Origin of the sequence: Bradyrhizobium sp. AZCC 2176 (assembly GCF_036924645.1) — a bacterium.
Lineage (GTDB): Bacteria > Pseudomonadota > Alphaproteobacteria > Rhizobiales > Xanthobacteraceae > Bradyrhizobium.
On sequence record NZ_JAZHRX010000001.1, the window covers coordinates 4,556,785 to 4,580,774 of the forward strand.

A 23,990-nucleotide genomic window follows, 5' to 3' on the forward strand; every position below is an offset into this window, starting at 1 on the left:
GCCACATGAACCAGCACATGCGTCCAGAACCCGTTCCCTTCTATGACCTCGCCTCGCAGCGCCGGCGGCTCGGCACATCGATTGATGAGGCGATCTCGCGTGTGACGAGCCATTGCCTCTTCATCAATGGTCCGGAAGTTGCCGTCCTGGAGAAGGCCTTGGCGGATTTCTGCGGCGCCAAGCATGTCGTGAGCTGCGCGAGCGGCACCGACGCGCTTCTGATGGTTTTGATGGCCAGGGAAGTCGGCCCGGGAGACGCCGTCCTGTGTCCATCGTTCACGTTCTGCGCAACCGGCGAAGCCGTGGCGCTGACCGGCGCGACGCCGGTATTCGTCGATGTCGACGCAGCAACCTACAACATGGATGCCGGTTCGCTCCGGCGTGGCATCGCGACGGCGAGGCAGCGCGGCTTGAAGCCCCGAGCCGTGATCCCCGTCGACCTGTTCGGCCAAAGCGCCGACCACGATGCGATCGCCGAGGTCGCGCAGGCCGAGGGCCTGTTCGTGCTCGATGACGCCGCGCAGGGTTTTGGCGCGAGCTACAAGGGCCGCCGGATCGGCGCTTTGGGACTTGCGACCGCGACCAGCTTCTTCCCGACAAAACCGCTCGGCTGTTTCGGCGATGGCGGCGCCATCTTTACCGATGATGACAAACTTGCCGAGACGCTGCGCAGCATCCGCGTTCACGGCCAGGGCTCAGACAAGTACGACAATGTGCGCCTTGGCTTGACCGGACGTCTCGATACCATGCAGGCGGCGGTCCTGATCGAGAAGTTGAAGATTTTCGAGGACGAGATCGCGGCGCGCAACCGCTTCGCGGAGCGCTATTCGCGCGGTCTCGGCAACCTCGTGACGGTGCCGCGGTTGGCTGCCGGATGCACCTCGATTTGGGCGCAGTACACCATCCGCCTGCCCAGGGGGACCGATCGCGATGGTTTCGCGGCAGCGCTGAAGGCGCAGGGCATTCCGACGATGGTCTACTACACGAAATCGATGCATCAGCAGACCGCGTACAAGAATTTCCCGGTGGCGGATGGCGGGCTGCCGGTGAGCGAAAAGCTCTCGGAAGATGTCGTCAGCCTGCCTATTCACGCCTATCTCGACGAGGCGACGCAGGATCGCGTCATCGAGGCGGTGCGCGGCGTGCTCTCTTCCTGATTTCACGGTTTGGCGAATATGCGCTAGAAGCGGCGCATGCTCGGACGCATCTTCACTGTCGGCGGTTACACGCTGCTCTCGCGGCTGACCGGATTTGCGCGCGATATCATGCTCGCCGCCATTCTGGGCGCCGGGCCCGTCGCGGATGCGTTTTTCGTGGCGCTGCGGCTGCCCAATCATTTTCGCGCGATCTTCGCCGAGGGCGCCTTCAACGCCGCCTTCGTGCCGGCCTATGCGCAACTGAACGGCAAGGGCGAAGCGTCGGCAAAACTGTTCGCCAACCGCATCTTCACACTGCTGTTTGCCGCCCAGGTGATTCTGCTCGTCGCGGCCTGGGTGTTCATGCCGGAGGTGATCGCCATCCTCGCGCCGGGGTTCAAGGATGACCCGGCGCGCGGCGAACTCGCGATTTCGCTGACGCGGATCACGTTTCCGTATTTGCTGCTGATCACGCTGGTAACGCTCTACGGCGGCATGCTCAACGTGATGCATCGCTTCGCAAGTGCTGCCGCCGCGCCGATCTTTCTCAATTTATCGATGATGGCGACGCTGGCGCTCGCCGCGTTCTTTCCGGGCGCGGGCTACGCCGCCGCGTGGGGCGTATTGATCGCCGGCATCCTCGAATTCCTGCTGCTGGCAGGCGATGCGGCAAGGACCGGCATCCTGCCCAAATTCGCGGTGTTCAAGCTCGACGAAGACGTTCGCGCGTTCTTTCGGGCGCTCGGGCCTGCGACCATCGGCTCGATGGGAACCCAGATCGCGTTGTTCGCCGATACCATCATCGCGACCTTTCTGCCGGCGGGCGCGCTTTCGGCGCTGTATTATGCCGACCGTCTCAACCAGTTGCCGATCGGCGTGATCGGGATCGCGATCGGCACCGTGCTGTTGCCGGAAATGTCGCGGCGCCTCACCGCGAATGATGTCACCGGCGCATCCGCCGCGCAGCGGCGCGCGTTCGAATTCTCGCTGCTGTTTTCGGTGCCGTTCGTCGCCGCCTTCCTCACCGTGCCTGACGTCATCATGCGCGCGATGTTTGCGCGCGGCGCGTTCTCGAAGGCGGATGCGGCGGCCGCGGGCGCCACGCTGGCCGCTTATGCGATCGGACTGATTCCGTTCGTGACCATCCGCAGCGCGGTGGCAACCTTCTATGCGCGTCACGATACCGCAACGCCGGTCAAGGCGGCGCTGACCGGCGTTGTCGTCAACGTGGCGCTGAAGGTCGCGTTGATGGGCGCGCTGGCGCAGATCGGCCTGGCGCTCGCCACCGCCATCGGGGCCTGGGTCAATCTTTTGCTGGTGCTCTTCTTCGCGGTGCGGGCAGGTTACCTCGAGTTCGACCGCGCCTGGATGACATCGCTCGCCAAGTTCGCGGCGGCCGGTGTGCTGCTCGCCGCCGCGCTTTGGGCCACGGCGCGATTCGCCAGCTTCTATTTCGCGCAAATGCACACGTTCCGGGACGAGACCGCGTTGTTGCTGCTGATTGTGGCTGGTGCCTTCGTGTATGGGGTCTTGATCTTGCTGCTGTTTGGCAGGGGATGGATATTCTCGCTGGTGCGCGATCGAACATCCGTCCGTAACCAATTGTAAATTAAAATAAATTCGTAAAGCGCGCGTTGTGGGTGTATTCGTGTCGGCCTGAACTACACCACCAGCGTCCGGTGATCGCGAAGTATTGATGTCGGCGTTATCTTTTCTCCGTAAAAATTAAAGCCCTGGCATCGCCCGCGGCTTTTTTGTTGTGCAAGCGCGAAAAGGATTGCGCTGCGTGGCGATCCCGTCGCACCCGCGCTGTGTCTAGTCGGGCGAAGGCGGTTTGCGCTGACGCGCGAACCACTGCAATATGGAACACTTCTAGAGCATGACCCGGAAAAGTGGGTACCGGTTTTCCGAAAGGGCCATGCTCAAACAAAAAGATGGGGCGGATGACGGCTCGAAGAGGCGTCATCGTGCTCCAGGATAGTTGGAGATACGATGGCAGCTCCCATCAAGTTCGGCGTCGGTCAAAGCGTGCTTCGCAAGGAAGACGACGCGCTCATTCGCGGCAAGGGCCGCTATACCGACGACCATTCGCCACAGGCTGCGATGCACGCGCTGATGCTGCGCTCGCCGCATGCGCACGCGAAATTCACCCTCAACGTCACCAAGGCCCGCGGGATGCCGGGCGTGTCGTTGATTCTGACCGCGGCCGAGGTCGGCGATCTCGGCGATCTGCCGTGCCTGTTCAACCTGGAAACCGATCCGTTCACCGGCCCGCCATACCCGATCCTTGCCAAGGACGAGGTGCGCCATGTCGGCGACGCCGTCGCCTTCGTGGTCGCCGATACCATCGACCAGGCGCGCGACGCGATCGAGGCGATCGACGTCAAATGGACGCCACTGCCGGCGGTTGTCGGCGTCGTCAACGCCGTCAAGCAGGGCGCGCCGCAGGTCTGGCCCGACAAGCCCGGCAATGTGCTGTTCGACGTGTCGATCGGTGACAAGAAGGCGGCTGAGGCCGCCTTTGCCAAGGCGCATGCGATTGCCGAGATATCGATCGTCAACCCGCGCGTCATCACCAACTTCATGGAAACGCGCGCAGCGGTCGCCGAATACGATGCCAAGCGCGATCACCTGACGCTGACCATCGGTAGCCAGGGCAGCCATCGCCTGCGCGAAATCCTGTGCGGCATGGTGCTGAAGATGCCGATGGAAAAGATGCGGGTGATCTGTCCCGACGTCGGCGGTGGCTTCGGCACCAAGCTGTTTCCCTATCGCGAATACGCCCTGATTTCAGTTGCCGCGCGAAAACTGCGCAAGACCATCAAATGGACCGCCGATCGCTCCGATCATTTCATGGGCGACGCGCAGGGCCGCGACAACGTCACGACCGCGAAGATGGCGTTGGCCGAGGACGGCAAGTTCTTAGGCATGGACGTCGATCTGATGGGCGACATGGGCGCCTATCTCTCGACCTTCGGGCCCTACATTCCGCATGGCGGCGCCGGCATGCTGCCCGGGCTCTATGACATCCAGGCGTTCCACTGCCGCGTCCGCACCGTGTTCACCAATACCGTGCCGGTCGATGCCTATCGTGGCGCCGGGCGCCCCGAAGCGGCCTATGTGATCGAACGTCTGGTCGATGCGGCCGCGCGAAAGCTCGGGATGACGCCGGATGCGATCCGGCGCAAGAACTTCATTCCGCCGAAGGCGATGCCCTACAAGACCGCGACCGGAAAGGTCTACGATTCCGGCGACTTCACCGCGCATATGAAGCGCGCGATGGAAGTCGCGAACTGGAAGGAGTTTCCCAAGCGTGCCAAGGCGGCGAAGAAGCAAGGTCTCGTGCGCGGCATCGGCATGTCCTGCTATGTCGAGATCTGCGGCACGATGGGTGAGGAGACCGCTAACGTCGCGCTCGATCCCAACGGCGACATCAACATCCTGATCGGCACGCAGTCGAGCGGGCAGGGCCACCAGACCGCCTATGCGCAGCTCGTTGCCGAGCAGTTCGGCGTGCCGCCGGAGCGTGTTCATGTCTTGCAGGGCGACACCGACAAGATCGCCACCGGGCTCGGCACCGGCGGCTCGGCGTCGATCCCGACCGGCGGCGTCAGCGTCGAGCGCGCCACCCGTGATCTCGGCGGCAAGCTGAAGGAGATCGCGGCCGAAGCGCTGGAAACCAGCGCAGGCGACCTCGAGATCAGCAATGGCGTGGTGCGCATCGCCGGCACCGATCGCTCGATCAGCTTTGCTGACCTCGCGAAACGCCCGGGCGTCGATCCCTCGAAACTGAATGCGAGCGCAACCTTCGCGCAGGCCGACGGCACCTACCCGAACGGCACGCATCTCGCCGAAGTCGAGATCGATCCCGCCACCGGCATCATCAAGATCGTCAACTATGTCATCGTCGACGATTTCGGTGTGACCCTCAATCCATTGCTGCTCGCCGGTCAGGTGCATGGCGGGGCGATGCAGGGCATCGGTCAGGCCTTGATGGAGCAGGCGGTCTATAGCGCAACCGACGGCCAACTCGTTACCGGCACCTTCATGGATTATGCGGTGCCGCGGGCTTCCGACGGTCCATCATTCCACTTCGAGACGCACAATGTGCCGTGCACGACCAATCCGCTCGGCGTCAAGGGGGCGGGCGAGGCGGGTGCGATCGGCTCCTGTCCCGCGGTAGTCAACGCGATCATCGAGGGCCTGTGGCGTGAGTACCAGATCGATCACGTCGACATGCCGGCCACCGCCGAACGGGTCTGGATCGCGATCCGCGAGGCACAGAAGCGGCATAATCTCTGATATTTTGCCGCATGCGGAATGATGCGTCGCATGCGGTGTTTACAAACAGCCGGTCCGCACCACCTTTGGGGCCGGTACAAACCCGAATTGAAGGGGGATTTAGCCAATGAAGCGGATCGTCGTCGTCGCAGCTTTGCTTGCATTCAGTGCTGGTGCGGTCGTTGCACAGCAGGATCAGGTCAAGCGGACCCAGGCCATGATGAAGGACAATGGCAAGAACGCCGGCGCGTTGTCGGCGATGGTCAAGGGCGACAAGCCCTACGACCAGTCGACTGTCAATGCCGCGCTGGCCCAGTTCGAAGACACCGCCAAGAACCTTCCGACGCTGTTCCCCGAGAGCATGAAAGGTCTTAGGCTGGAGGGTGATTACGATCCCTCGCCGAAAATCTGGGAAGACAAGGCCGGCTTCGAATCCCAAATCAAGAGCTTCGCCAAGGTCGTCGCCGATGCCCAAGGCAAGATCAAGAGTCTCGACACGCTAAAGGCGGAACTGCCCGTCATCGGCAAGCAGTGCGGTGGCTGCCACGAGACATTCCGGATCAAGAAGGGCTGATCGCATTCCAATTTCGAGCATGATCTCCGCGCAAAACGCGTTCCGCGTTTGTCGCGAGGGAAAACCGCTACACATTTTCCGGATCATGCTCTGGCCTCAAAAAAGGGCGGAGGCCGCGAAGCGTCCGCCCTCTTTGTGTTAGTCTTTCCTGTTTTGTTTACTCGTGTTCGAACTTACCTGCTTCGTCACCAAATTTACCTGGTGACTTGATTTATTTGGTTACCTGGCCGCGGATTTCGCCGCCCGGATTGGCCGCGGTGTGAATGTTGATGTAGTACTTGCCGGCCACCAGATCTGCGGCCTGCGCATCGGTCAACGTCGCGCTGCCCTCGACCGGGCTCGACGTCGCATTGGGGATGGCGACCGCGACGCCGGCATTCTTGCCGGCTTCGGCAGGACCATGGAAATGCGCGGCGGTGGCAGGGCCGGACAGGCCGGAATAGTTCAGCTTCCAGCTCAGCTTCTTGCTGGCGGCATCGTAGTCGATGTCGGCGGTACCCTTGGCGGCGCTGGTGTTGGGCGGCACCTGGGCCTTGCCGTCGAGCGTCGCCTTCATCTTGTCGGCCAGAGCGGGCCCGGCAAACGCAATCGCTGCGCCCAGCGCAAGGGTTACAAGCATAGTCTTGTTCGGCATGGTGTTTCTCCCTGTTGACATCAAGCGGCCGTGTCAGCCTCAAAACAACGACTTCACGAATTTATTCCCGAAACGCCGACAAAGCCCCGAAATTTCATGGAAGCCGCTGGCGCAAAGTGCGTTCATACTGGTTGTTGAAGTGCGACCTGGACTCTTGTTTTGACGCGTTTTCTGCGCAGATAAGTCTACGCAATCTGCGTAAACTTGATTGCTATGCGAACCGGTACCCACTTCGTTCGAAGACGCTCTAGTGACGGATCGGTGAATGCTGCGACGAATTCTCCTTGGTTTGATTTTGGCTGGCGCCGTCGGCGCCGGTATCTTCTGGTGGCTGACGGTCCCGGCGGTCGTTGCCCCGGCCTCGCTGGCTCCCCGCACGCCGAACCTTGCCAACGGCGTCACAACGTTCAATGCCGGCGGCTGTTCCTCCTGCCATGCCGTTCCGAACCAGCCCGACCGGCTGAAGCTGGGCGGCGGCCTTGCGATGCCGTCGCCGTTCGGGACGTTCTACGTGCCCAACATCTCGCCCGATCCCGCGTACGGTATCGGCCGGTGGAGCGAAGCAGATTTCGTGACGGCGGTGCTCAAGGGGACGTCGCCGGACGGCGTGCATTATTTCCCGGCCTTTCCGTATGCGTCCTACCAGCATGCGACGGTCGACGACGTTCGCGACCTCTTTGCCTATCTGAAGACGCTTGCGCCGGTTGCCGGCAAGCCGCGCGATCACGAGTTGCCGTTTCCATTCAATATCCGCCGCAATATCGGCGTCTGGAAATGGCTGTTCATGGACGGCAAGCCTTACACGGCGGACGCCTCACATTCGGCGTCATGGAATCGCGGCGCTTATCTCGTCAATGGTGTCGGCCATTGCGCCGAGTGCCACAGCCCGCGCAACTTCCTCGGCGGTATCGTCGGAGCGCAGCGATTCGCAGGCGGTCCCAATCCGGAAGGCGAGGGCTGGGTGCCCAACATCACCCAGAAGAGATTGGACGAGTGGAGTGCAAAGGACATCGCCTACTTCCTCGAGACCGGGCAAACGCCTGATGGCGACACCGCCGGAGGATCGATGGCGCGCGTCATCAGGAACACGTCGCAATTGCCGCCGGAGGATCGCGCTGCGATCGCGGAATATGTGAAGTCGCTGGCGCCGGTCGAGGGACCGCCGCGGCCGAAGAAGACAAAGAACGCCGAGAAGTCATGATCGGCGCGTTGCCGCCTAGGGCGATATGGCCGCGGGGAGCGGCATTTGCCTCTCTGGCGGCGCAGGGGGCGCCGGAGGCACAATCGCCAGCGGCTTGCGCGGAACAGACGTGGCGATCTTGGCCCGCCTCGAGTCCGCGGGCGGCTTGGGTGGAACGAGAGCGGCGAACGGGCGATCGAAATCGCCGACGCGATACAGAACGATGCCGCGGTCGAAACTGGCGGTTGCGAAGCGCGGGTAATATTGAATCGCCAGATTGTATGAGACGAACCCTGGGACAGGTTCGAAACGGCCAATGGCCGCGGCGTTTGCCTCTTTCGCTTCGGGCGCAACCGCCGATGCCACGACGGCGCCGACGGTCGAAGCGTCCCCCTCGCGCGGGGCGCGCGGTTCGTTCGAAGCGGTGATGTCGGGCTGCAGCGCTGCGACGACTTGCGCCTCGCCGGCGATGCTGCCCGTCGCGATTTCCGCCGCGCCAGGTTTTGAAAACATTCCGAACAGGACGTAGCCGCCGACCAGCACCGCCGAAATGACCGTTGCCGCCATCGTGTTGGAAGCGACCTTGCCGATAACCTCATAAGTACGCACAGCCTGCGCCTGCGTGGCCTGCGGCTGCAGCGCAATGGCGAGCAGTTGATCGTAGGTCGCGCGCTGCTCGGCATCGGTCAGGATGTCATAGGCGCGCACCAGCTCCCGGAACCGCAGCGCGGCATCTGGATTGTCGGGATTGATATCGGGATGGGTGGCCTTCGCGGCCTTGCGGAACGCCGTCCGCAATCCCTCGGCGTCATCGCTCGGAAGCGCCCCGAGCAAATCGTATAGCGTCCCCATGGTGGTACTCGCGACTGTTTCCCCCTCGGAATGTCCCCCGCCGCGGAGCTTCCGATTGACGACGCACTAGGTAATAAAAAATATCAAGGCGGTAGAATGATCCTCTTATGGCAAAAGCGTGCCATGGTTAACGCCGTTAACCATCCATTGCCGTAGAGGTTGCTCCATCGAGCGTATCAGCGCGGACGCGGAGGCCTGCAAGGCGCGGCCTAACTCACGAGCCTCGCCATGCCAAGATCGTCGGCGACCTGATCCAGGCCGCGCATCAGCGCGGGGCCGACCGGAATTCCAAGGCTGGTCCGCCTGACAGGACGGGCCACTCCCAAAGGTCGCGGGCGAGGCCGCCCCGGGCGACGTCGACGGCAGACAGGCGGGCCGGCGCTAACCCGTGCCGAACGCCTTGAAGGTGATGATGGTGTGGGTGTCCTGGATGCCCGGAATCACTTGCACCTTCTCGTTGACGAAATGGCCGATGTCGGTGTCGTTATCGACGTAGAATTTGACCAGCAGATCGTAATCGCCGGCGGTGGAATAGATCTCCGAGGCGATCTCGGCCTCCGCGAGCGCATTGGCGACGGCGTAGGACTGGCCGAGCTTGCATTTGAACTGGACGAAGAAGGGAACCATCGCTGTCGTCTCCGAATAAGTTGCTCACAATAGGCCAAAAACCATGGGCCGTGGCAAGCCAGCTTGCCGCCAATGGCAGAGCGCGTTAGGACAAGCGCGCTAGGACAAGACATGGCCCTGAACCCGGCATTTTCACGAGACTTTTGATGACGACGCCGATCGCGCTGACCATTGCCGGCTCGGATTCCTCAGGGGGAGCCGGCATCCAGGCCGACCTGAAGACGTTTGCCGCGCTCGGCGTCTACGGCGCCTCCGTGATCACGGCGCTGACCGCGCAGAACACGTCAGGCGTCAGCGGCATCCATCAGGTGCCGGCGGAGTTCGTCACCGCGCAGATCGACGCAGTGTTTTCCGATCTCGACGTCGGCGCGGTCAAGATCGGCATGGTGGCACAGCCGTCGGTGATCGATGCCATCGTCGCCGGGCTTAATCGCTGGTCGCCGAAGCACGTCGTGCTTGATCCCGTGATGGTCGCGACCTCGGGCGACCGGCTGCTCGCGGCCGAAGCCGTCGACGCGCTGCGGACCAAACTCGTTCCGTTGGCGTCGGTGATCACGCCCAATCTGCCGGAAGCCGCAGCGCTGCTCGATGAAGGCGTGGCGGCGGACGAAGCCGCCGTCGAGCAACAAGGCAGGCGATTGCTGGCGCTGGGATGCAAGGCGGTGCTGATCAAGGGCGGCCACGGAGAGGGCGCCGAGAGCATCGACTATCTGATCGATTCCACTGGTGTCACCGCACTCGCCGCGCCGCGCATCGCGACGAAGAATACCCACGGCACCGGCTGCTCGCTCTCCTCGGCGATCGCCGCGGGGCTCGCGAAGGGCGAGGGCATGGAGACCGCCGTGCGCAACGCCAAGGCCTGGATCAGCGCCGCGATCGCTGCCGCAGACCGCTTCAGCGTCGGGCATGGCCACGGCCCGATCCATCATTTTCACAGGGTTTATTGACCTATCTTTCGTCGTCCCTGCGAAAAGCAGGGACCCATAACCACCTGCGTTGGCTGTTGCGCGAGGTGTCGGCCCGATTGCCCAATTGATGAGCCGCGGCGTATGGGTCCCTTCGCCCGTGCGCAATTGCGCACCAGGCAGGGACGACAGTGAGATGCTTTCTCTTTCATGTCGCTTGTCTGTCGCATCGCGCTGCTATGCGCAGGCACAGGGGCGCGGCATTGATTCTCGTGAGGCTATCAGTCGCGTGAACAGTCATCGCCCTGTCACAAAAATCTGTCAGGTGAGCGGGTATGGGCAGTGACTCCTTGAGTGAAGAGAGCCCCGAACGGCGCTTTCGTACCTTGTTTATCTCCGACGTCCATCTCGGAGCCCGCGGCTCGCAGGCCGATCGATTGCTGGACTTCCTCAAAAGTCACGACGCCGACACCATCTACCTCGTCGGCGATATCGTCGATGGCTGGGCGCTGAAGTCGAGCTGGTACTGGCCGCAATCGCACAACGACTTCGTGCAGAAGATGCTGCGCAAGGCGCGCAAGGGCGCCAAGGTCATCTACGTGCCGGGCAATCACGACGAGTTCCTGCGCAACTATTACGGCACGCATTTCGGCGGCATCGACGTGGTGGAAAACACCATTCACGAAGGCGTCGACGGCAAGCGCTACCTGATCATCCACGGCGACATCTTCGATCTCGTGGTGCAGAACGCGCGCTGGCTCGCCCATCTCGGCGACAAGGCCTATGACTTCGCCATCCAGATGAACCGGCTGGTCAACTTCTTCCGGCGCATGTTCGGCGTGCCCTATTGGTCGCTGTCGCAATGGGCCAAGCTGAAGGTCAAGAACGCCGTGAACTATATCGGCGCGTTCGAAAAGACGCTGGCCGGCGAAGCGCGGCGTCACGGTGCCGACGGCGTGATCTGCGGCCATATCCACTACGCCACGATCCGCGACGAGCACGGCATCCGCTACATGAACTGCGGCGACTGGGTGGAGAGCTGCACCGCGCTCGCCGAGCACGAGGATGGCCGGTTCGAGATCATCACCTGGACCGATCCGGTGCGAAGGACGGTACCGGTTCCCCGCGTTGCGGCGCGCGCCGCATGACGCATATCCTGGTCGCGACCGATGCGTGGCATCCCCAGGTCAACGGGGTGGTGCGGACGTTGACCGCGACCGCCGAAGCGGCCAAGGGAATTGGCGTCGAGGTGAGTTTCCTGACGCCACAGTCGTTTCGTACCTTCGCGATGCCGAGCTATCCAGATCTGCGGCTGGCGCTGCCGTATCCGGCAAAAATCGCGCGACTGATCGAAGCGGCAAAGCCCGACAGCATTCATATCGCGACCGAAGGCCCGATCGGGCTGTTGGTCCGGCGCTATTGCCGCAAGCATGGCGTGCCGTTCACCACGAGCTTTCACACCCGTTTTCCGGAATATGTATCGGCGCGCTCGCCGATCCCGGAATCCTGGGTATGGCGGGCGATGCGCTGGTTCCACCGGCCGAGCCAGGCGGTGATGTCCGCAACACCGGCGCTGGCGGCCGAATTGCGCATGCGCGGTTTTCGCAACGTGGTGCTGTGGTCGCGCGGCGTCGATACTTCGCTGTTTCATCCGCGCAGCGTTGATCTCTGCCTGCCGATGCCGGTTTATCTCAGCGTCGGCCGCCTCGCGGTTGAAAAAAACCTCGAAGCCTTCCTCGACCTCGATCTGCCCGGCACCAAGCTCGTCGTTGGCGATGGACCGGCCCGAGCGGCGCTGGAGCGGAAATATCCGGAGGCCGTGTTCCTCGGCGCAAGGCACGGCGAGGAGCTGGCCGAAATCTACGCGGCGTCGGACATTTTCGTATTTCCCAGCAAGACCGACACGTTTGGGCTGGTGTTGCTCGAGGCGCTGGCCAGCGGCCTGCCGGTGGCCGCTTTTCCGGTCACCGGTCCGCGCGACGTGATCGGCTCGGCGCCGGTCGGCGTCCTGCACGAGGATCTGCGCGCGGCCTGCCTGGAGGCGCTGCAGGTTTCGCGGGAAGATTGCGTCGAATTCGCCGCCGCCCACACCTGGCAGGCCTCCGCGCGGGTTTTTGTCGAGCATGCCCTGAGCATTCGCCCGGTCCAGCCGGAGGGCGAGACCGTTGAATTCGTAGCGGAAGACCCCCATTTCGCCGCCTGACTTCACCTGAATGCGTCTTGCCCGCTGGTCGGCTGGCGCGATACAAAGAGGGCATGACCGAACCAGTCTCCCTTGCAGCGGTCGGCGCCGCGGATATCGATGCGGCGGCGCGGGTAGTTGCGCCCTTTGCGGTGCGGACGCCGCTGTTGTCGTTTCCTGTTCTCAATGAACGCGTCGGGACCAAGGTCTTCCTGAAGCCCGAAATGCTGCAGCGGACCGGATCGTTCAAGTTCCGCGGCGCCTTCAACAAGCTGGCCTCGATCCCGCAGGACAGGCGCGGCGGCGGGGTGGTCGCGTTCTCCTCCGGCAACCACGCCCAGGGCGTGGCGGCGGCGGCGCAGATCTTCGGCATGCAGGCCACCATCGTGATGCCTGTGGACTCTCCCGTCACCAAGCGCGAGCGCACCAAGGGCTACGGCGCCGAAGTGGTGCTCTACGACCGTGACAAGGAAGACCGCGAAGCCATCGCGAATGGCATTGCCAGCAAGCGCGGCGCGACGCTGGTACGCCCCTATGACGATCCCTTCGTGATCGCCGGACAGGGCACCGCGGGCCGCGAGATCGCCGAGGACATGGCCGCGCTCGGGCTCAGCCCCGATATCGTGGTGGCGCCGGCCTCCGGCGGCGGGCTGATCGCCGGCGTTGCGACGGCGGTGAAGGCAAAGTTTCCGCAGGCGCAGGTGATCGTCGCCGAGCCCAAGGACTATGACGATCATGGCCTGTCGCTGCGCGCAGGCCATCGCGAGGCCCATCACGCCGCCGGCCGCACCATCTGCGATGCGCTGATGGCAGCGATGCCGGGCGAACTCACCTTCTCGATCAACAGCAAGCTGCTGGCCAATGGCGTGACCGCATCCGACGAGGAAGTCGGCGCGGCGGTTGCTTATGCCTATCGGGAATTGAAGCTGGTGGTCGAGCCGGGCGGCGCCGTCGGTCTCGCCGCACTGTTGGCCGGCCGCATCGACGCCAGGGGCAAGAACGTCGTCATCGTGCTCTCGGGCGGCAATGTCGATGCGGACCTGTTTGCCAAGCTGGTTGCCTGATCATCCCTTCTCAAACGGAGCCGGGCAGAGCGTGTGCTCTGCCCGGCTTTGCATTGGACGAAGCTCTTTAGTGAAAGTTAGCGCCTGAAGCCGCCGCCGCGTCCGCCGAACGAGCCGCCGCCGAACGAACTGCGGGCGAATGAATTGCGGGACGGGCTTGCGGCGAAGCGCTGGCTGAAGCCTCCGCCCACACCGCTGTTGAAACGGCGCGGCGCGGTGTTGACCATGGGCCTGTTGGTAACCCGCATCGGATGGCTGTTGATCTTGCCGGGCATGGTCGTGACCCTGCCGGTGTTGCCACTGTTTTTGCCGGCATTGACGGGGGTGTTGATCTTGCCAGGCAAGGTCGTGACCTTGCCCACTTTGCCGTTGTTGCCAATGTTGGCCGGGTTGATCCCACCCTTGGCGGGCAGCGTAACGATCTTCGACGGCGACGGCATATGAGCCTGGGCGCCAAGATTGCCCTTAAGATTGCCCTTGGAGATGCCCAGCGTCGGCGTATTGCCGAAGTTCGCCGGCTCGAACGACGGCGACTGCTTCGCCAGATGCGTGAACTGCATCAGATGCACCGCCTTCGGCGCACCCTGCAGCTTCAAGGCAGACTTGGCGTACTGGCTGTTGGAATAATTGTCGTAGAACGCCTTGTAGGCAAAGGGTGAGTTCGCAAGCACCGTCTTATGCCACGCCTTTGCCACCTGCAGATTGCCGAGCAGCATGCGGATGTGGTCGCACAGCGGGTCATGCGGGTAGAGCCGGATGAACTCTTCATAATACTCGGGCGAGCCTTCGGACAGCACGTAGTCGTAGGCCTGACGCACCGAACGCGACGGCAGGTTCGATGCGGTCTGCACGATCGGGCGGCGATCCGGCGCGCGGCCTGCGGCGACCGCCGTATCGCCGAAGAAATAGAAATCGGAGGTCAGCGACGAGCTTTCCCATGGCGTCTGACGGCCATTGGTCACGTTGTTCACTTCGAGCCGGACGCGCTTGAACAATTGCTCGATCGGTAGGTTCGGTTCGCGCGCGACATTCAGGAAGGCCGAGGTATACGGGCTGTGATTGCCATCGCCGTCCTGCGCTTCCATGCCCGGCGCGGTCGAGTAACCGACGATCGAACCCCTGGGGGCATCGACGATGGCAAGGCCCCGCCGGGTGTCATTGACCTCCGGGAATGGATTGTTGCGGCAGGCGTCGAGCACGACGATGCGCATCCGGCTCTGGATCGATTCCAGCGTGCCCATCAGGTCGACCAGCCGCAGCGAATTGCCGTCGAGATCGGACGACGAAGCGATCTTCGCATCGACCGGAAGCAGATAATTCTCGCCCGCCACCTGCACGCCGTGGCCGGCATAGTAGATCATGGCGACGGTGCCGGGGCCGCGCTCGGCGACCTTGGCGGAGAAATCCTGCACGACCCTAATCATGTCGCTGCGCGTCAGGTCGGTCGCCTGAGTGACCTCGAAGCCGGCCGAGTTCAGGAGCTGCGACATCGATTGCGCGTCGTTGCCGGGGTTGGTGAGCCTCGGTGCGGTCTGGTAATTCGAATTGCCGATGACAAGGGCGATACGCTGGTCCACGGGCGGCGGCACCTGCATGCCGTTGCGGATGTCGGCATTGGGAGCTTCGGCAAAGGCAGCGCCGGTGCCGAAGCTCAACAGGCTTGCCAGGAGACCGGCGCGCAATAGTGTTGACTTAAAACGGGACATGGCAGCGTTCCTCAAATGAAATATCGTCGCGGGATTCGCTGTGGGAACGCTAGATCGCATCCGCACGGCGGTACGTGACGCCGGTCACGCTTATTGCGAGCGGGTGTGCCGCGCTTGGTGCCGCTCTTGCCGCGGCGTGAGGTAGCTGACAATCTCGGGTTGCGGGAAGGTCGAAGGAGCCCAACATGGGGTAAGCTTCGGGCTAAACATCACGACGGCAATCATTGCGGCGGTGCTGGTCATCGCGGCGTTGGCGCAGGCGAGCAAGGTGTTCGCACCGCTTGCGGCGGCCATTTTCATCATTGCCATCGTGTGGCCGGTCCAGAAGCAGTTGCAGTCGTGGATGCCGAAGCTTGTTGCGCTGGCGATCACCGTCGTCGTCACGGTGGCGATCTGTCTCGGCTTTGCCTCGCTTGCGGCCTGGGGATTTGGCCGCGTCGGACGATCGCTGGTCGCGGAGTTGCCGCGCTACCAGGCCTTCTATTCGGCGATGGTGACCTGGCTGGACGGCCACGGCGTCTCGGTCGCAGGGCTTTGGGCGGAACATTTCAACGTAGGCTGGCTGCTGCGCGCCACGCAGTATGTCACTGGGCGCGTCAATACCACGCTCAGCTTCTGGGTGATCGCGCTGATTTACGTCATGCTCGGGCTGCTCGAAGTCGAGAACGTCAGGCGGAAGATCGAGCGGCTGGATAACCGCACGGCAGCGCGCGTGCTGCTCGACGGTAGCGCCGCGACCGCGGCGAAATTTCGAAGATACCTGCTGGTGCGAACGAAGATGAGCGCGGTGACCGGTCTGTTGGTCGGCATTTTCGCTGCGATTACCGGCCTGCCATTTGCATTCGAGTGGGGCGTGATTGCCTTCGTGCTCAACTATATCCCGTTCATCGGTCCTTTCGTCGCAACGCTGTTTCCTACTTTGCTGGCGATGACGCAGTTCGAGAGCTGGCCTGCGGTTTTGGGCCTCTTCGTCTGCCTCAACGTCATCCAGTTCGTGGTCGGCAGCTACATCGAGCCGCGGGTCGCCGGCACCATGCTGTCGATCTCGCCCGTCGTCGTGTTGTTCTCGATCTTCTTCTGGACGTTCCTGTGGGGCCTGTTCGGGACCTTCATCGGCGTGCCGATCGCGCTTGCCATTCTGACCTTCTGTGCCGCGCACCCGTCAAGCCGCTGGATCGCCGATCTGCTCGGTGGACCGGACCCGGCGAAGCCCGGCAAGCCTTAGAGCGAGATGACTTCTCTTCGATTCGTCATCTCGCTCTAACTTTTTTGTTTGAGCACGATCTTTTCGGAAAAGCCGGTGTCCACCTTTCCGGATCATGCTCTAGGATTCGTTCTCTCCGGCAATCTCCACGCGCTCCGGAGGCCGCAGATCAAGCCGTCCGCCCGGGCCGGCCGTCAGCGTGTGAATGTAGAAATGCGTCGCCGCATTGTCGGTCGCGCCCATCACGGGTGAGGGCGCGGAGACGATCTTCAGCGGGCCGCATGTACCGATCCAGTCGATATGACGGTGGCCATGCATCACGACGGCGCGATCCGCCAGCGCCGCCAGCCTGCGGACGAACCAGCTACCGTTGATCAATGCCGTTCCGATGCGCTCGGAAAACGCCTTCACCGGCATGGGATATTCCACCACATGGTGGTGCAAGGCGACGAGCCACCGTGCCCTCGGAAACCGTGCGGCCGCGCGCTCGAAGCGATGCGTCTGTTCGAGCGACACCAGCCCGAGCGCATTGGTGAAGGAGAAGTGAGTTTCTGCATTGGAGTTCAGGATCGCTATTCCGAGGCCGTCATCGCTGTCGGGCGGCAGGATCATCGGAAACTGGTCGTCGAACAGCCGGCGCAGCGCCGCAGCACGGCGCAGGCCGCCTTGCGCCGCAAGGGCCACGATCGCATCGCGGTGCGGCGCCAGCGCCTGATGCAGCGTAGCAGTCGGCATTCCCCGGGAATCGACCACGTGCAGGCGATCGCCTTGCACGGCTGCCATTGCGGACAGGGTGCGAACTTGCCGCAAGCGCTTGTTCGGGCTGAACGGCAGGTCGAGCCGGGCCGGATTGGCGCGGTCGACGATGTTGACGTCGTGATTGCCCGGCAGCAGGATCATGCGCGCGGCAAGTTCCGGATGAAGCGCCATGGCGTCGAGAAATGCCGCCCATTCGCTGGCGCGGCCGGCGTCGGTCATATCGCCGCTGACCAGGATGTGGTCGAGCGGATTGATCGCATGGATGGCGGCGAGATGCGTCAGCAGCCGCCCGAGCCGGCCATTGCCGCGCGGACCCGATCGTCCGCTTTCGATGCGAAAGCCATATTGTTCGCCGATCACGTGAAGGTCCGACAGATGCGCCACGCGCCAGCTACGGCCGCCGGAGGAGGCGGTGTCGAAGGCGGCGAGATCGACGGGCTGCGGCATGCTGGCATCCGCAAATCCCCACACCAGCGATGCGGCCGTCAAATATAGCGACAGCAGCACGACGGCATTGGCCAGCGTCGGCACGGCGAGGCGATGCAGCAAGACCAGGTCGTTCCAGCTACCTGTCCAGCGTGAGGCAGGCCAGGCCGCAAGCGCAATCAGCACCGCGCATGTCGACAGCATGACGGCGGCGCCAACCGAATTGGCGCTGCGCAACCGCGCCCGCCCGGCGAGGGTAAGGTTTTTGCTCCATATCCGTTCCGTCAAATGACGCAGCGCCTCGCGAGCGAACGCGTAGCCGGGCTGCACGGCGAGTGCGTTGAGCGACCAGAAACTGATTTCGGCGATCCGAAACAGCGGCCGCCATCCGATCCATCCCAGCGTGACGATCGCGACCAAGGCGAGGGCCGTGCCGATCTCGGTCAGCGCGGCAAGCTGTTCCGACAGCGTCGAAAACCAGGCGGACGCCAGCAATGGCACCAGACCAAGCAGCACCGCCGGCAGCAGCAGCAACACCGTCCAGGCGAACAGCAGCTTCGGCAGACTGATTTCGACGAGCAGGCTTCCGGCGATCGCAAGCAGCGACCGCTGCCCGGGACTGGCGGCATCGTCCTCGATATCGCCGTGGCGCGGATCGACCAGCATGCAGTCTTGCATGCTGACCGGATCGCGCTCCGCAGTCGGCCTCGTCATCACCGAGCCCCTATCTCGCGCCACGCTTGCGGTTACACCCCCCAGGGCAGGCCCAACAGGTACCACGCGATGAACAGAAGAATCCAAAGTGCGAACATCCAGGCCACGTAAGGCAGCATCAGCGCGACCACCGTGCCGACGCCGGCATCGCGATCGTATTTTTGGGCAAAGCCTATGACCAGCGCGAAGTAGGGGTTAAGTGGCGTGATTGAGTTGATGGGGCCGTCGCCGACCCGGTAAGCAGCCAGCACCGCCGCCGGATCGACGGCGAGCTGCACGAACAGCGGCACGAATACGGGTGCAAAGATGGCCCATGTCGCGATTGCCGGCGTGAAGACCACGTCAAGGATTGCAACAACCAGAATAAGACCCAGCAACAGCCACAGCGGACCGATGTGTGCATTCCTCAGGACGTCGGCCATCTTGACCGCTAGCAGCGTCGGCATGTTGCTGTAGGTGAAGTAGTCGACGAATTGGCTGATGACCACGAACAACAGGATGGTGCCGCCTAATCCCGAAACCGCCTTTGTCATGGCATCGACCACATCCGTGGCGCGCCGGATTGTTCCTGCTCCGATGCCATAGGCGATGCCGGTTACCAGGAACAGCATCATGACGAGCCCGATTAGTCCACCCATGAAGGGCGAATTTCCGATGAGCGCGCCGGTTGTCGGATTGCGGAGAGGTGCTCCGGATGGCAGCGTCAGCAGGCAGAAGACCAGTATGACGACCAGCAATCCCGCGCCGGCGTACCTCAACCCGAGCGTTTCCTTGGCGGACAGTTGCCCACCTTCGTGCGGTGGCAGTCGTTCCTTCGCGTGATCTTCGCGATACTCGCCAAGGCGAGGCTCGATGATCCGTTCGCTGGTCACGGCAATTACGATCGTCAAAACGACGACGGACACGATTGAAAACCACAAATTGGCGGTCACGGCGATCGACATCGATGGGTTGACGATATGAATTGCGTCGTTGGTCAATTCAGTGAGGACGGCATCGAGCGGCTTGATCAGCATGTTGACGCTGAAGGCGCTGGCGACGCCGGCAAAGCCCAGCGCGAGCCCGGCCAGCGGATGCCGGCCGACGCTCAAAAACGCGGTGCCTGCCAGCGGGATCAGCACGAGATAACCGGCGTCGGAGGCAACGCTCGACAAAATGCCAACGAAGGCGAGAATATAGGTCAGGGCCCAGTGCGGCGAGACCGTAACGAGTTTCCGGATGCATGCGTTGACGAGGCCTGCCTCTTCGGCCACGCCAACACCGATCATGGCGACGATCAGCAATCCGACCGCGCTGAAGCCCATGAAGTTCGGCACCAGTTGCGTATAGATGTGCCTGATACCCTCTGATGTCAGCAGGCTGTTGGCTCGGGCCGTCACGGTGTCCGTGTCGTGGGTCGCCAGATTGATGACCTGATAGGAAACCGAAGCGTCGAGTAGATACAGCAGGTGTGATGCGATCACGGCAACGGCGATCAGTAACAGGAAAATCACCACGGGATGGGGAACGCTGTTGCCGATCCGCTCGATGGTATCGAGAACGGCCCGTGTGGGTGCTTTCGCTGCCTTGGTATTTGCTTCGCTCGCGGCGCGCATGTCGGCCGTCCTTGTTGAGCGTGCTCCAGCCACAGCCGGCTACGGCGTCACAGCCGCAACCGGCCGATCCCTCGATAGGTCGCCGCGACCTAGGCGGCGTCGGTCTTGGGTGCAGGCTTGGGCGCAGCCTGTTCGGTGCTCGCTTTCGCCAGCGCGTCGCGAAGTTGCTGTTCCTTGGTATCGTCAAGGGATGTCTTGAGTACGGTGCCTCCCGCGTCCTGAATCTCCCGCAGCACCTTGTCAGGGGTCATGTTCTTGATGAGCACGAACAGCGCAGCGTTGCCGGGCTGCAGCTTCCCTGAGAGTTCCTTCATGAAGGCGTCATCGATGCCGTAGTCCGACAGGGCGCCGCCGAGCGCTCCGGATGCCGCGCCCAGGGCAACGCCGAGGATGGGATTGAGGAAGATCACGCCGATCAGAAGTCCCCAGAAGCTGCCTGATACGGCGCCCACCGCCGTCGTGTTGACGAACTGGTTCAGCTTGACGGGACCGGCATCGGTCTTCACTGCAATCACGGCATCGCTGATCGTGATCAGATATTCCTTCTGCAATTTGAACAGGCGCTGCCGTACCTCTTCGGCCTTTGCTTCGGATGGATAGATGATCGCGACTAGATCTGACATCTCCGTATCCTCCAACTCGATATGATGGACATGATGGTGGCCGCGCAGCGCGCTTTTGACGGATCAAAACTCCCTACGCCGCGCAGGCGCACAAACGTCGCTGCCGGCAGGTCCGTCGGCGGCGAGAACGACCCGGCAAGCGCCGTCGATCTATCAGCGGCAAGCGGCCGGGTCGCTCGGCGGCCGCGCGGATCCTGTCTACGGTATCACAACCTGCGAGCGAATGGATCACGCTTGGCTGATCGCACTCATCAAACGGTGAGAGCGCTCGGTCAAATTGGTTTCTAATTCGCGGAGCTTTGTCGATGCATCCTCGTCAGCGTCGCGCGATTTGTCACAAAGTTTTGTAGCAAAACACACTCGCCGCAAACCGACTCTAAGGTTGTACGGTTGACTCGATACACCTTCGGGCACTACGTTCGTGCAGTTCACAAGAAGCTGAAGCGGTCGAAGATCGTTTCTCGGCGTGCAGTTGGTTTGTGTTGAGCGGCCCGACAATCTCCAGGGGAGCTTGTTCCAGCCGCCGGGAGGGGTCCAATGGACTTGCCCTCGATCGCAGAACAATCAGAACGGCCATACATCTCGACGGGACATCTGCCCGAGCCCGAAATGGTGCAGAGGCTGGTGAACGATGCGCACCGGCGGTTCAAGTCGAATGGCGATGGACACAATTCTCAAGTCTATCCGGCGCTGGCCCGGGTCCCGCGAGAACTGTTTGGGGTATGCGTCGTCGGCACCAGCGGGCGCGTCTACGAGGCCGGCGACACCGAATATAAATTCTCGATCATGAGTGTATCGAAGCCGTTCGTGTTCGCGCTGGTTTGCGAGACGGTCGGCCCCGAGGAGGCGCGCGCCAGACTTGGGGCGAACGCCACCGGATTGCCGTTCAACTCGCTCGCCGCCATCGAGCAGGGCGGTGGCCGGACCAATCCGATGGTGAATGCAGGCGCCATCGCGACCACGAGCCTGGTGCCGGGGCTGACGGCGGAAGGTCAATGGCAGTTCATTCACGACGGGCTGTCGCGCTTTGCGGGGCGCAGGCTCGCGCTCAATGAGGAGGTTTACGCCTCGGCGTCGCAAACCAACTACCGCAACCGCAGCATCGCGCGGCTGCTTCAGAGCTACGACCGCATCTATTGCGACGCGAAGCAGGCGACCGATCTCTACACCAGGCAGTGCTCGCTGAACGTGAGCGCCAGGGATCTGGCGGTGATGGGCGCGACGCTGGCGGACGGCGGCGTCAATCCCGTCACCCGGCAGCGCGTGGTCGATGCGGCGGTCTGTCACTATGCGCTCACCGTGATGATAACAGCGGGATTGTACGAGACCTCGGGCGACTGGCTCTACGACATCGGCCTGCCGGGCAAGAGTGGAATCGGCGGCGGCATCGTCGCGGTTTCTCCGGGCAAAGGCGGCTTCGGCACCTTCGCGCCGCCACTGGATGCGGCCGGCAACAGCGTGAAGGGACAGCTTGCGGCAAAATTCCTGTCACAGCGGCTGGGCATGGATCTGTTCGTTTCACAACCGGAAGCTTGAGGCGATGCACAGGGCGGTGTGAACGAGCCGCCCGGCGGCCGGCCTATCCGAAACCGGGAAACTCGGGAGGACATCATGGCGACGCATTCGATACCGATCGGAGCAATCCGGGAAGGAGCGCGGGAGTCATGGGTGCCGATGATCGCAATCGCGCTCGGCCAGATGATCATGTCGTTCAACGTCGCCTCGCTGCCGGTCGCGCTCGGCGGGATGGTGAAGAGTTTTGGCGTGCCGCCGACGACGATCGCGACCGGGATCGTGGCGTATTCGATGCTGGTGGCCGGCTTCGTCATGCTCGGCGCCAAGCTCGCGCAACGGTTCGGCGCGTTGCAGGTCTTTCGCTTCGCGGTGATCCTGTTCTGCGCATCGCAGATATTGATGACCTTCAGCCCGACGGCAACCTTGATGATCACGGCACAGGCGCTTTGCGGCGCGGCGGGCGCGGTCATCGTGCCATCGCTGGTGGCGCTGATCGCCGAGAACTATACGGGGCGGCAACAGGCAACGGCCGTCGGCGCGCTCGGCTCGGCGCGGGCGGCCGCCGGCGTGCTGGCCTTCATCATCGGCGGCGTGCTGGGCACCTATATCGGCTGGCGCCCGGCGTTCGGAATCCTGGTCGCGGTTTCCGCCATCGTCTTCCTGTTGAGCTTCCGTCTCAAGCGCGACTACGGCCGCCCCGACGTGCATATCGATGTCGTTGGTGTGGTCCTGGCCGCCTCAGCAATCGTTCTCATCAGTTTCGGCTTCAATAATCTGAACGGCTGGGGCCTCGCGCTGGCGACCGCCAATGCGCCGTTCGACCTGCTCGGTCTTTCGCCGGCGCCGGTCATGATCATTCTCGGCGTCGTGCTCGGGCAGGCGTTTCTGATGTGGACGCACCAGCGGCAGGCGGCGGGAAAGACGCCGCTGTTGGCGCTCGAGGTGATCGACTCGCCGGAGGAACGCTGCGCAGTCTACGCGTTGTTTGCCGTGGTCGCGCTGGAGGCGGCGCTGAATTTCTCGGTGCCGCTGTATATCCAGATCGTCCAGGGCCGTTCGCCGCTGGCGACCGCGATTGCGATGATGCCGTTCAATCTGACGGTGTTCTTCGCGGCGATGCTGATCGTCAACGTCTACGACAGGCTAACGCCGCGGCAGATCGGCCGCTACGGCTTCATGCTGTGCACGATCGGCCTGGTGTGGCTTGCCTTTGTCGTGCGCAACGACTGGAGCGAGGTTCCCGTGATTCTCGGCCTGGTTCTGTTCGGCATCGGCCAGGGTTCGCTGGTGACGTTGCTGTTCAACGTGCTGGTCACGGCCTCGCCCAAGGAACTGGCGGGCGACGTCGGATCGCTGCGGGGCACCACGCAAAATCTCGCCGCCGCGGTCGGAACGGCGCTGGCGGGCGCGCTTCTCGTCGGCCTGCTGAGCACGATCGCGCTGACCAGCATCGCGGCGAACCCCGCGCTGCCGAAGGAAGTCCAGGGCCAGGTCGATCTCGACAACATCACCTTCGTCACCAACGACCGGCTGCGCAGCGTGATGGAAGGCACGACCGCCTCGCCGCAGCAGGTCGAGGAAGCGGTGCGCGTGAACACGGAAGCGCGGCTGCGCGCGCTGAAGATCGGACTGCTGATCATGGCGGGCCTTGCGCTGCTGGCGATCATTCCGGCAGGCCGGCTTCCGAACTATCTCCCGGGCGAAATTCCGAGCGATGCGCCGACGGGTAACCGGGTGAGATCGAACTGACTGAATACGAAGAGGCGAGGAGAGGGACATCCCGGCAAGGAGAACAACAATGGATGCAATCGATCGACGCAGTGCGCTGCGGAGCCTTCTTTGCGGCGTTGTCGCCGCAGGATTGGGCGCGGGCTTGGTGGCAAATCCGGTCGAAGCGACGCCACTCGCGATGCAGAAGGATCCCGGAAAGAAGTCGGGTGATTTCAAGGAAGAAGCGCAGGCCGTGGTGACGCGGCCGCGACCTCGGCCCCGCCCTCATCATCGGCACTGGCG

The 23,990-nt window shown here is 62.9% G+C and carries 19 protein-coding genes; 12 read left to right on the plus strand and 7 right to left on the minus strand.

The window, feature by feature from the left end; translation table 11 throughout:
- Nucleotides 1-5: 5 nt before the first annotated feature.
- The 4 genes from V1288_RS21415 (at nt 6) to V1288_RS21430 (ending at nt 5,991) form a co-directional block, all read left to right on the plus strand.
- A complete protein-coding gene (locus V1288_RS21415; RefSeq protein ID WP_334358931.1) occupies nt 6-1,157 on the plus strand; it encodes a DegT/DnrJ/EryC1/StrS family aminotransferase in 1,152 nt (383 codons plus the stop codon).
- A 36-nt stretch (nt 1,158-1,193) separates the two neighbouring features.
- On the plus strand, nt 1,194-2,744 hold the full coding sequence (gene murJ / locus V1288_RS21420; protein ID WP_334358932.1) for a murein biosynthesis integral membrane protein MurJ: 1,551 nt from the start codon (nt 1,194-1,196) through the stop codon (nt 2,742-2,744).
- Between the two features lie 384 nt (nt 2,745-3,128).
- Nucleotides 3,129-5,438, plus strand: a complete 2,310-nt coding sequence (locus V1288_RS21425) for a xanthine dehydrogenase family protein molybdopterin-binding subunit (protein ID WP_334358933.1) — start codon at nt 3,129-3,131, stop codon at nt 5,436-5,438.
- A 106-nt stretch (nt 5,439-5,544) separates the two neighbouring features.
- Entirely contained in the window at nt 5,545-5,991 is a 447-nt protein-coding gene (locus V1288_RS21430; protein ID WP_334358934.1) for a c-type cytochrome, read from the plus strand.
- Between the two features lie 211 nt (nt 5,992-6,202).
- Here the strand turns inward: V1288_RS21430 and V1288_RS21435 are convergent, their stop codons facing one another.
- A complete protein-coding gene (locus V1288_RS21435) occupies nt 6,203-6,625 on the minus strand; it encodes a CHRD domain-containing protein (RefSeq protein WP_334358935.1) in 423 nt (140 codons plus the stop codon).
- 265 nt (nt 6,626-6,890) lie between these two features.
- Between V1288_RS21435 and V1288_RS21440 the strand changes: the two genes are divergently transcribed.
- Nucleotides 6,891-7,826 carry a c-type cytochrome gene (locus tag V1288_RS21440; RefSeq protein WP_334358936.1) on the plus strand — a complete coding sequence of 312 codons (936 nt, stop codon included), beginning with the start codon at nt 6,891-6,893 and terminating at the stop codon, nt 7,824-7,826.
- A gap of 15 nt (nt 7,827-7,841) precedes the next feature.
- On the opposite strand, the gene V1288_RS21445 is transcribed toward V1288_RS21440, so the two are convergent.
- Both V1288_RS21445 and V1288_RS21450 read right to left on the minus strand, forming a co-directional pair.
- Nucleotides 7,842-8,657, minus strand: coding sequence for a J domain-containing protein (locus tag V1288_RS21445; RefSeq protein ID WP_334358937.1), 816 nt, complete (start codon nt 8,655-8,657; stop codon nt 7,842-7,844).
- A 381-nt stretch (nt 8,658-9,038) separates the two neighbouring features.
- A complete protein-coding gene (locus V1288_RS21450; RefSeq protein WP_029583462.1) occupies nt 9,039-9,284 on the minus strand; it encodes an Lrp/AsnC ligand binding domain-containing protein in 246 nt (81 codons plus the stop codon).
- A 146-nt stretch (nt 9,285-9,430) separates the two neighbouring features.
- On the opposite strand from V1288_RS21450, the gene thiD reads away from it, so the two are divergent.
- From thiD to V1288_RS21470, 4 genes are all read left to right on the plus strand, one after another.
- Nucleotides 9,431-10,231, plus strand: a complete 801-nt coding sequence (gene thiD, locus V1288_RS21455; RefSeq protein WP_334358938.1) for a bifunctional hydroxymethylpyrimidine kinase/phosphomethylpyrimidine kinase — start codon at nt 9,431-9,433, stop codon at nt 10,229-10,231.
- A 293-nt stretch (nt 10,232-10,524) separates the two neighbouring features.
- A complete protein-coding gene (locus V1288_RS21460; protein WP_334358939.1) occupies nt 10,525-11,337 on the plus strand; it encodes a UDP-2,3-diacylglucosamine diphosphatase in 813 nt (270 codons plus the stop codon).
- Nucleotides 11,334-12,392 (plus strand): glycosyltransferase family 4 protein, encoded by a 1,059-nt coding sequence (locus tag V1288_RS21465; protein WP_334358940.1) that lies wholly within the window; start codon nt 11,334-11,336, stop codon nt 12,390-12,392. The genes V1288_RS21460 and V1288_RS21465 overlap by 4 nt, the downstream gene beginning before the upstream one ends.
- A gap of 53 nt (nt 12,393-12,445) precedes the next feature.
- Complete coding sequence (locus tag V1288_RS21470; RefSeq protein ID WP_334358941.1) at nt 12,446-13,435, plus strand: threonine ammonia-lyase; 990 nt, start codon at nt 12,446-12,448, stop codon at nt 13,433-13,435.
- 77 nt (nt 13,436-13,512) lie between these two features.
- On the opposite strand, the gene V1288_RS21475 is transcribed toward V1288_RS21470, so the two are convergent.
- Nucleotides 13,513-15,141: a caspase family protein gene (locus V1288_RS21475; RefSeq protein ID WP_334358942.1), complete on the minus strand. Its 1,629-nt coding sequence runs from the start codon at nt 15,139-15,141 to the stop codon at nt 13,513-13,515.
- A 232-nt stretch (nt 15,142-15,373) separates the two neighbouring features.
- Between V1288_RS21475 and V1288_RS21480 the strand changes: the two genes are divergently transcribed.
- The gene (locus V1288_RS21480; protein ID WP_334358943.1) at nt 15,374-16,366 is read left to right on the plus strand and encodes an AI-2E family transporter; all 993 of its coding nucleotides are present in this window, start codon (nt 15,374-15,376) and stop codon (nt 16,364-16,366) included.
- A gap of 99 nt (nt 16,367-16,465) precedes the next feature.
- Here the strand turns inward: V1288_RS21480 and V1288_RS21485 are convergent, their stop codons facing one another.
- The 3 genes from V1288_RS21485 to V1288_RS21495 form a co-directional block, all read right to left on the minus strand.
- Nucleotides 16,466-18,244 carry a metallophosphoesterase family protein gene (locus V1288_RS21485; protein ID WP_334358944.1) on the minus strand — a complete coding sequence of 593 codons (1,779 nt, stop codon included), beginning with the start codon at nt 18,242-18,244 and terminating at the stop codon, nt 16,466-16,468.
- A gap of 32 nt (nt 18,245-18,276) precedes the next feature.
- Complete coding sequence (locus tag V1288_RS21490) at nt 18,277-19,839, minus strand: AbgT family transporter (protein WP_334358945.1); 1,563 nt, start codon at nt 19,837-19,839, stop codon at nt 18,277-18,279.
- 89 nt (nt 19,840-19,928) lie between these two features.
- The gene (locus V1288_RS21495) at nt 19,929-20,462 is read right to left on the minus strand and encodes a DUF1269 domain-containing protein (RefSeq protein WP_334358946.1); all 534 of its coding nucleotides are present in this window, start codon (nt 20,460-20,462) and stop codon (nt 19,929-19,931) included.
- 537 nt (nt 20,463-20,999) lie between these two features.
- Here V1288_RS21495 and glsA point away from each other — a divergent pair.
- Nucleotides 21,000-21,998 (plus strand): glutaminase A, encoded by a 999-nt coding sequence (gene glsA, locus V1288_RS21500; protein ID WP_334358947.1) that lies wholly within the window; start codon nt 21,000-21,002, stop codon nt 21,996-21,998.
- Nucleotides 21,999-22,073: 75 nt separating this feature from the next.
- Nucleotides 22,074-23,726, plus strand: a complete 1,653-nt coding sequence (locus tag V1288_RS21505) for an MFS transporter (protein WP_334358948.1) — start codon at nt 22,074-22,076, stop codon at nt 23,724-23,726.
- Nucleotides 23,727-23,990: the final 264 nt, after the last annotated feature.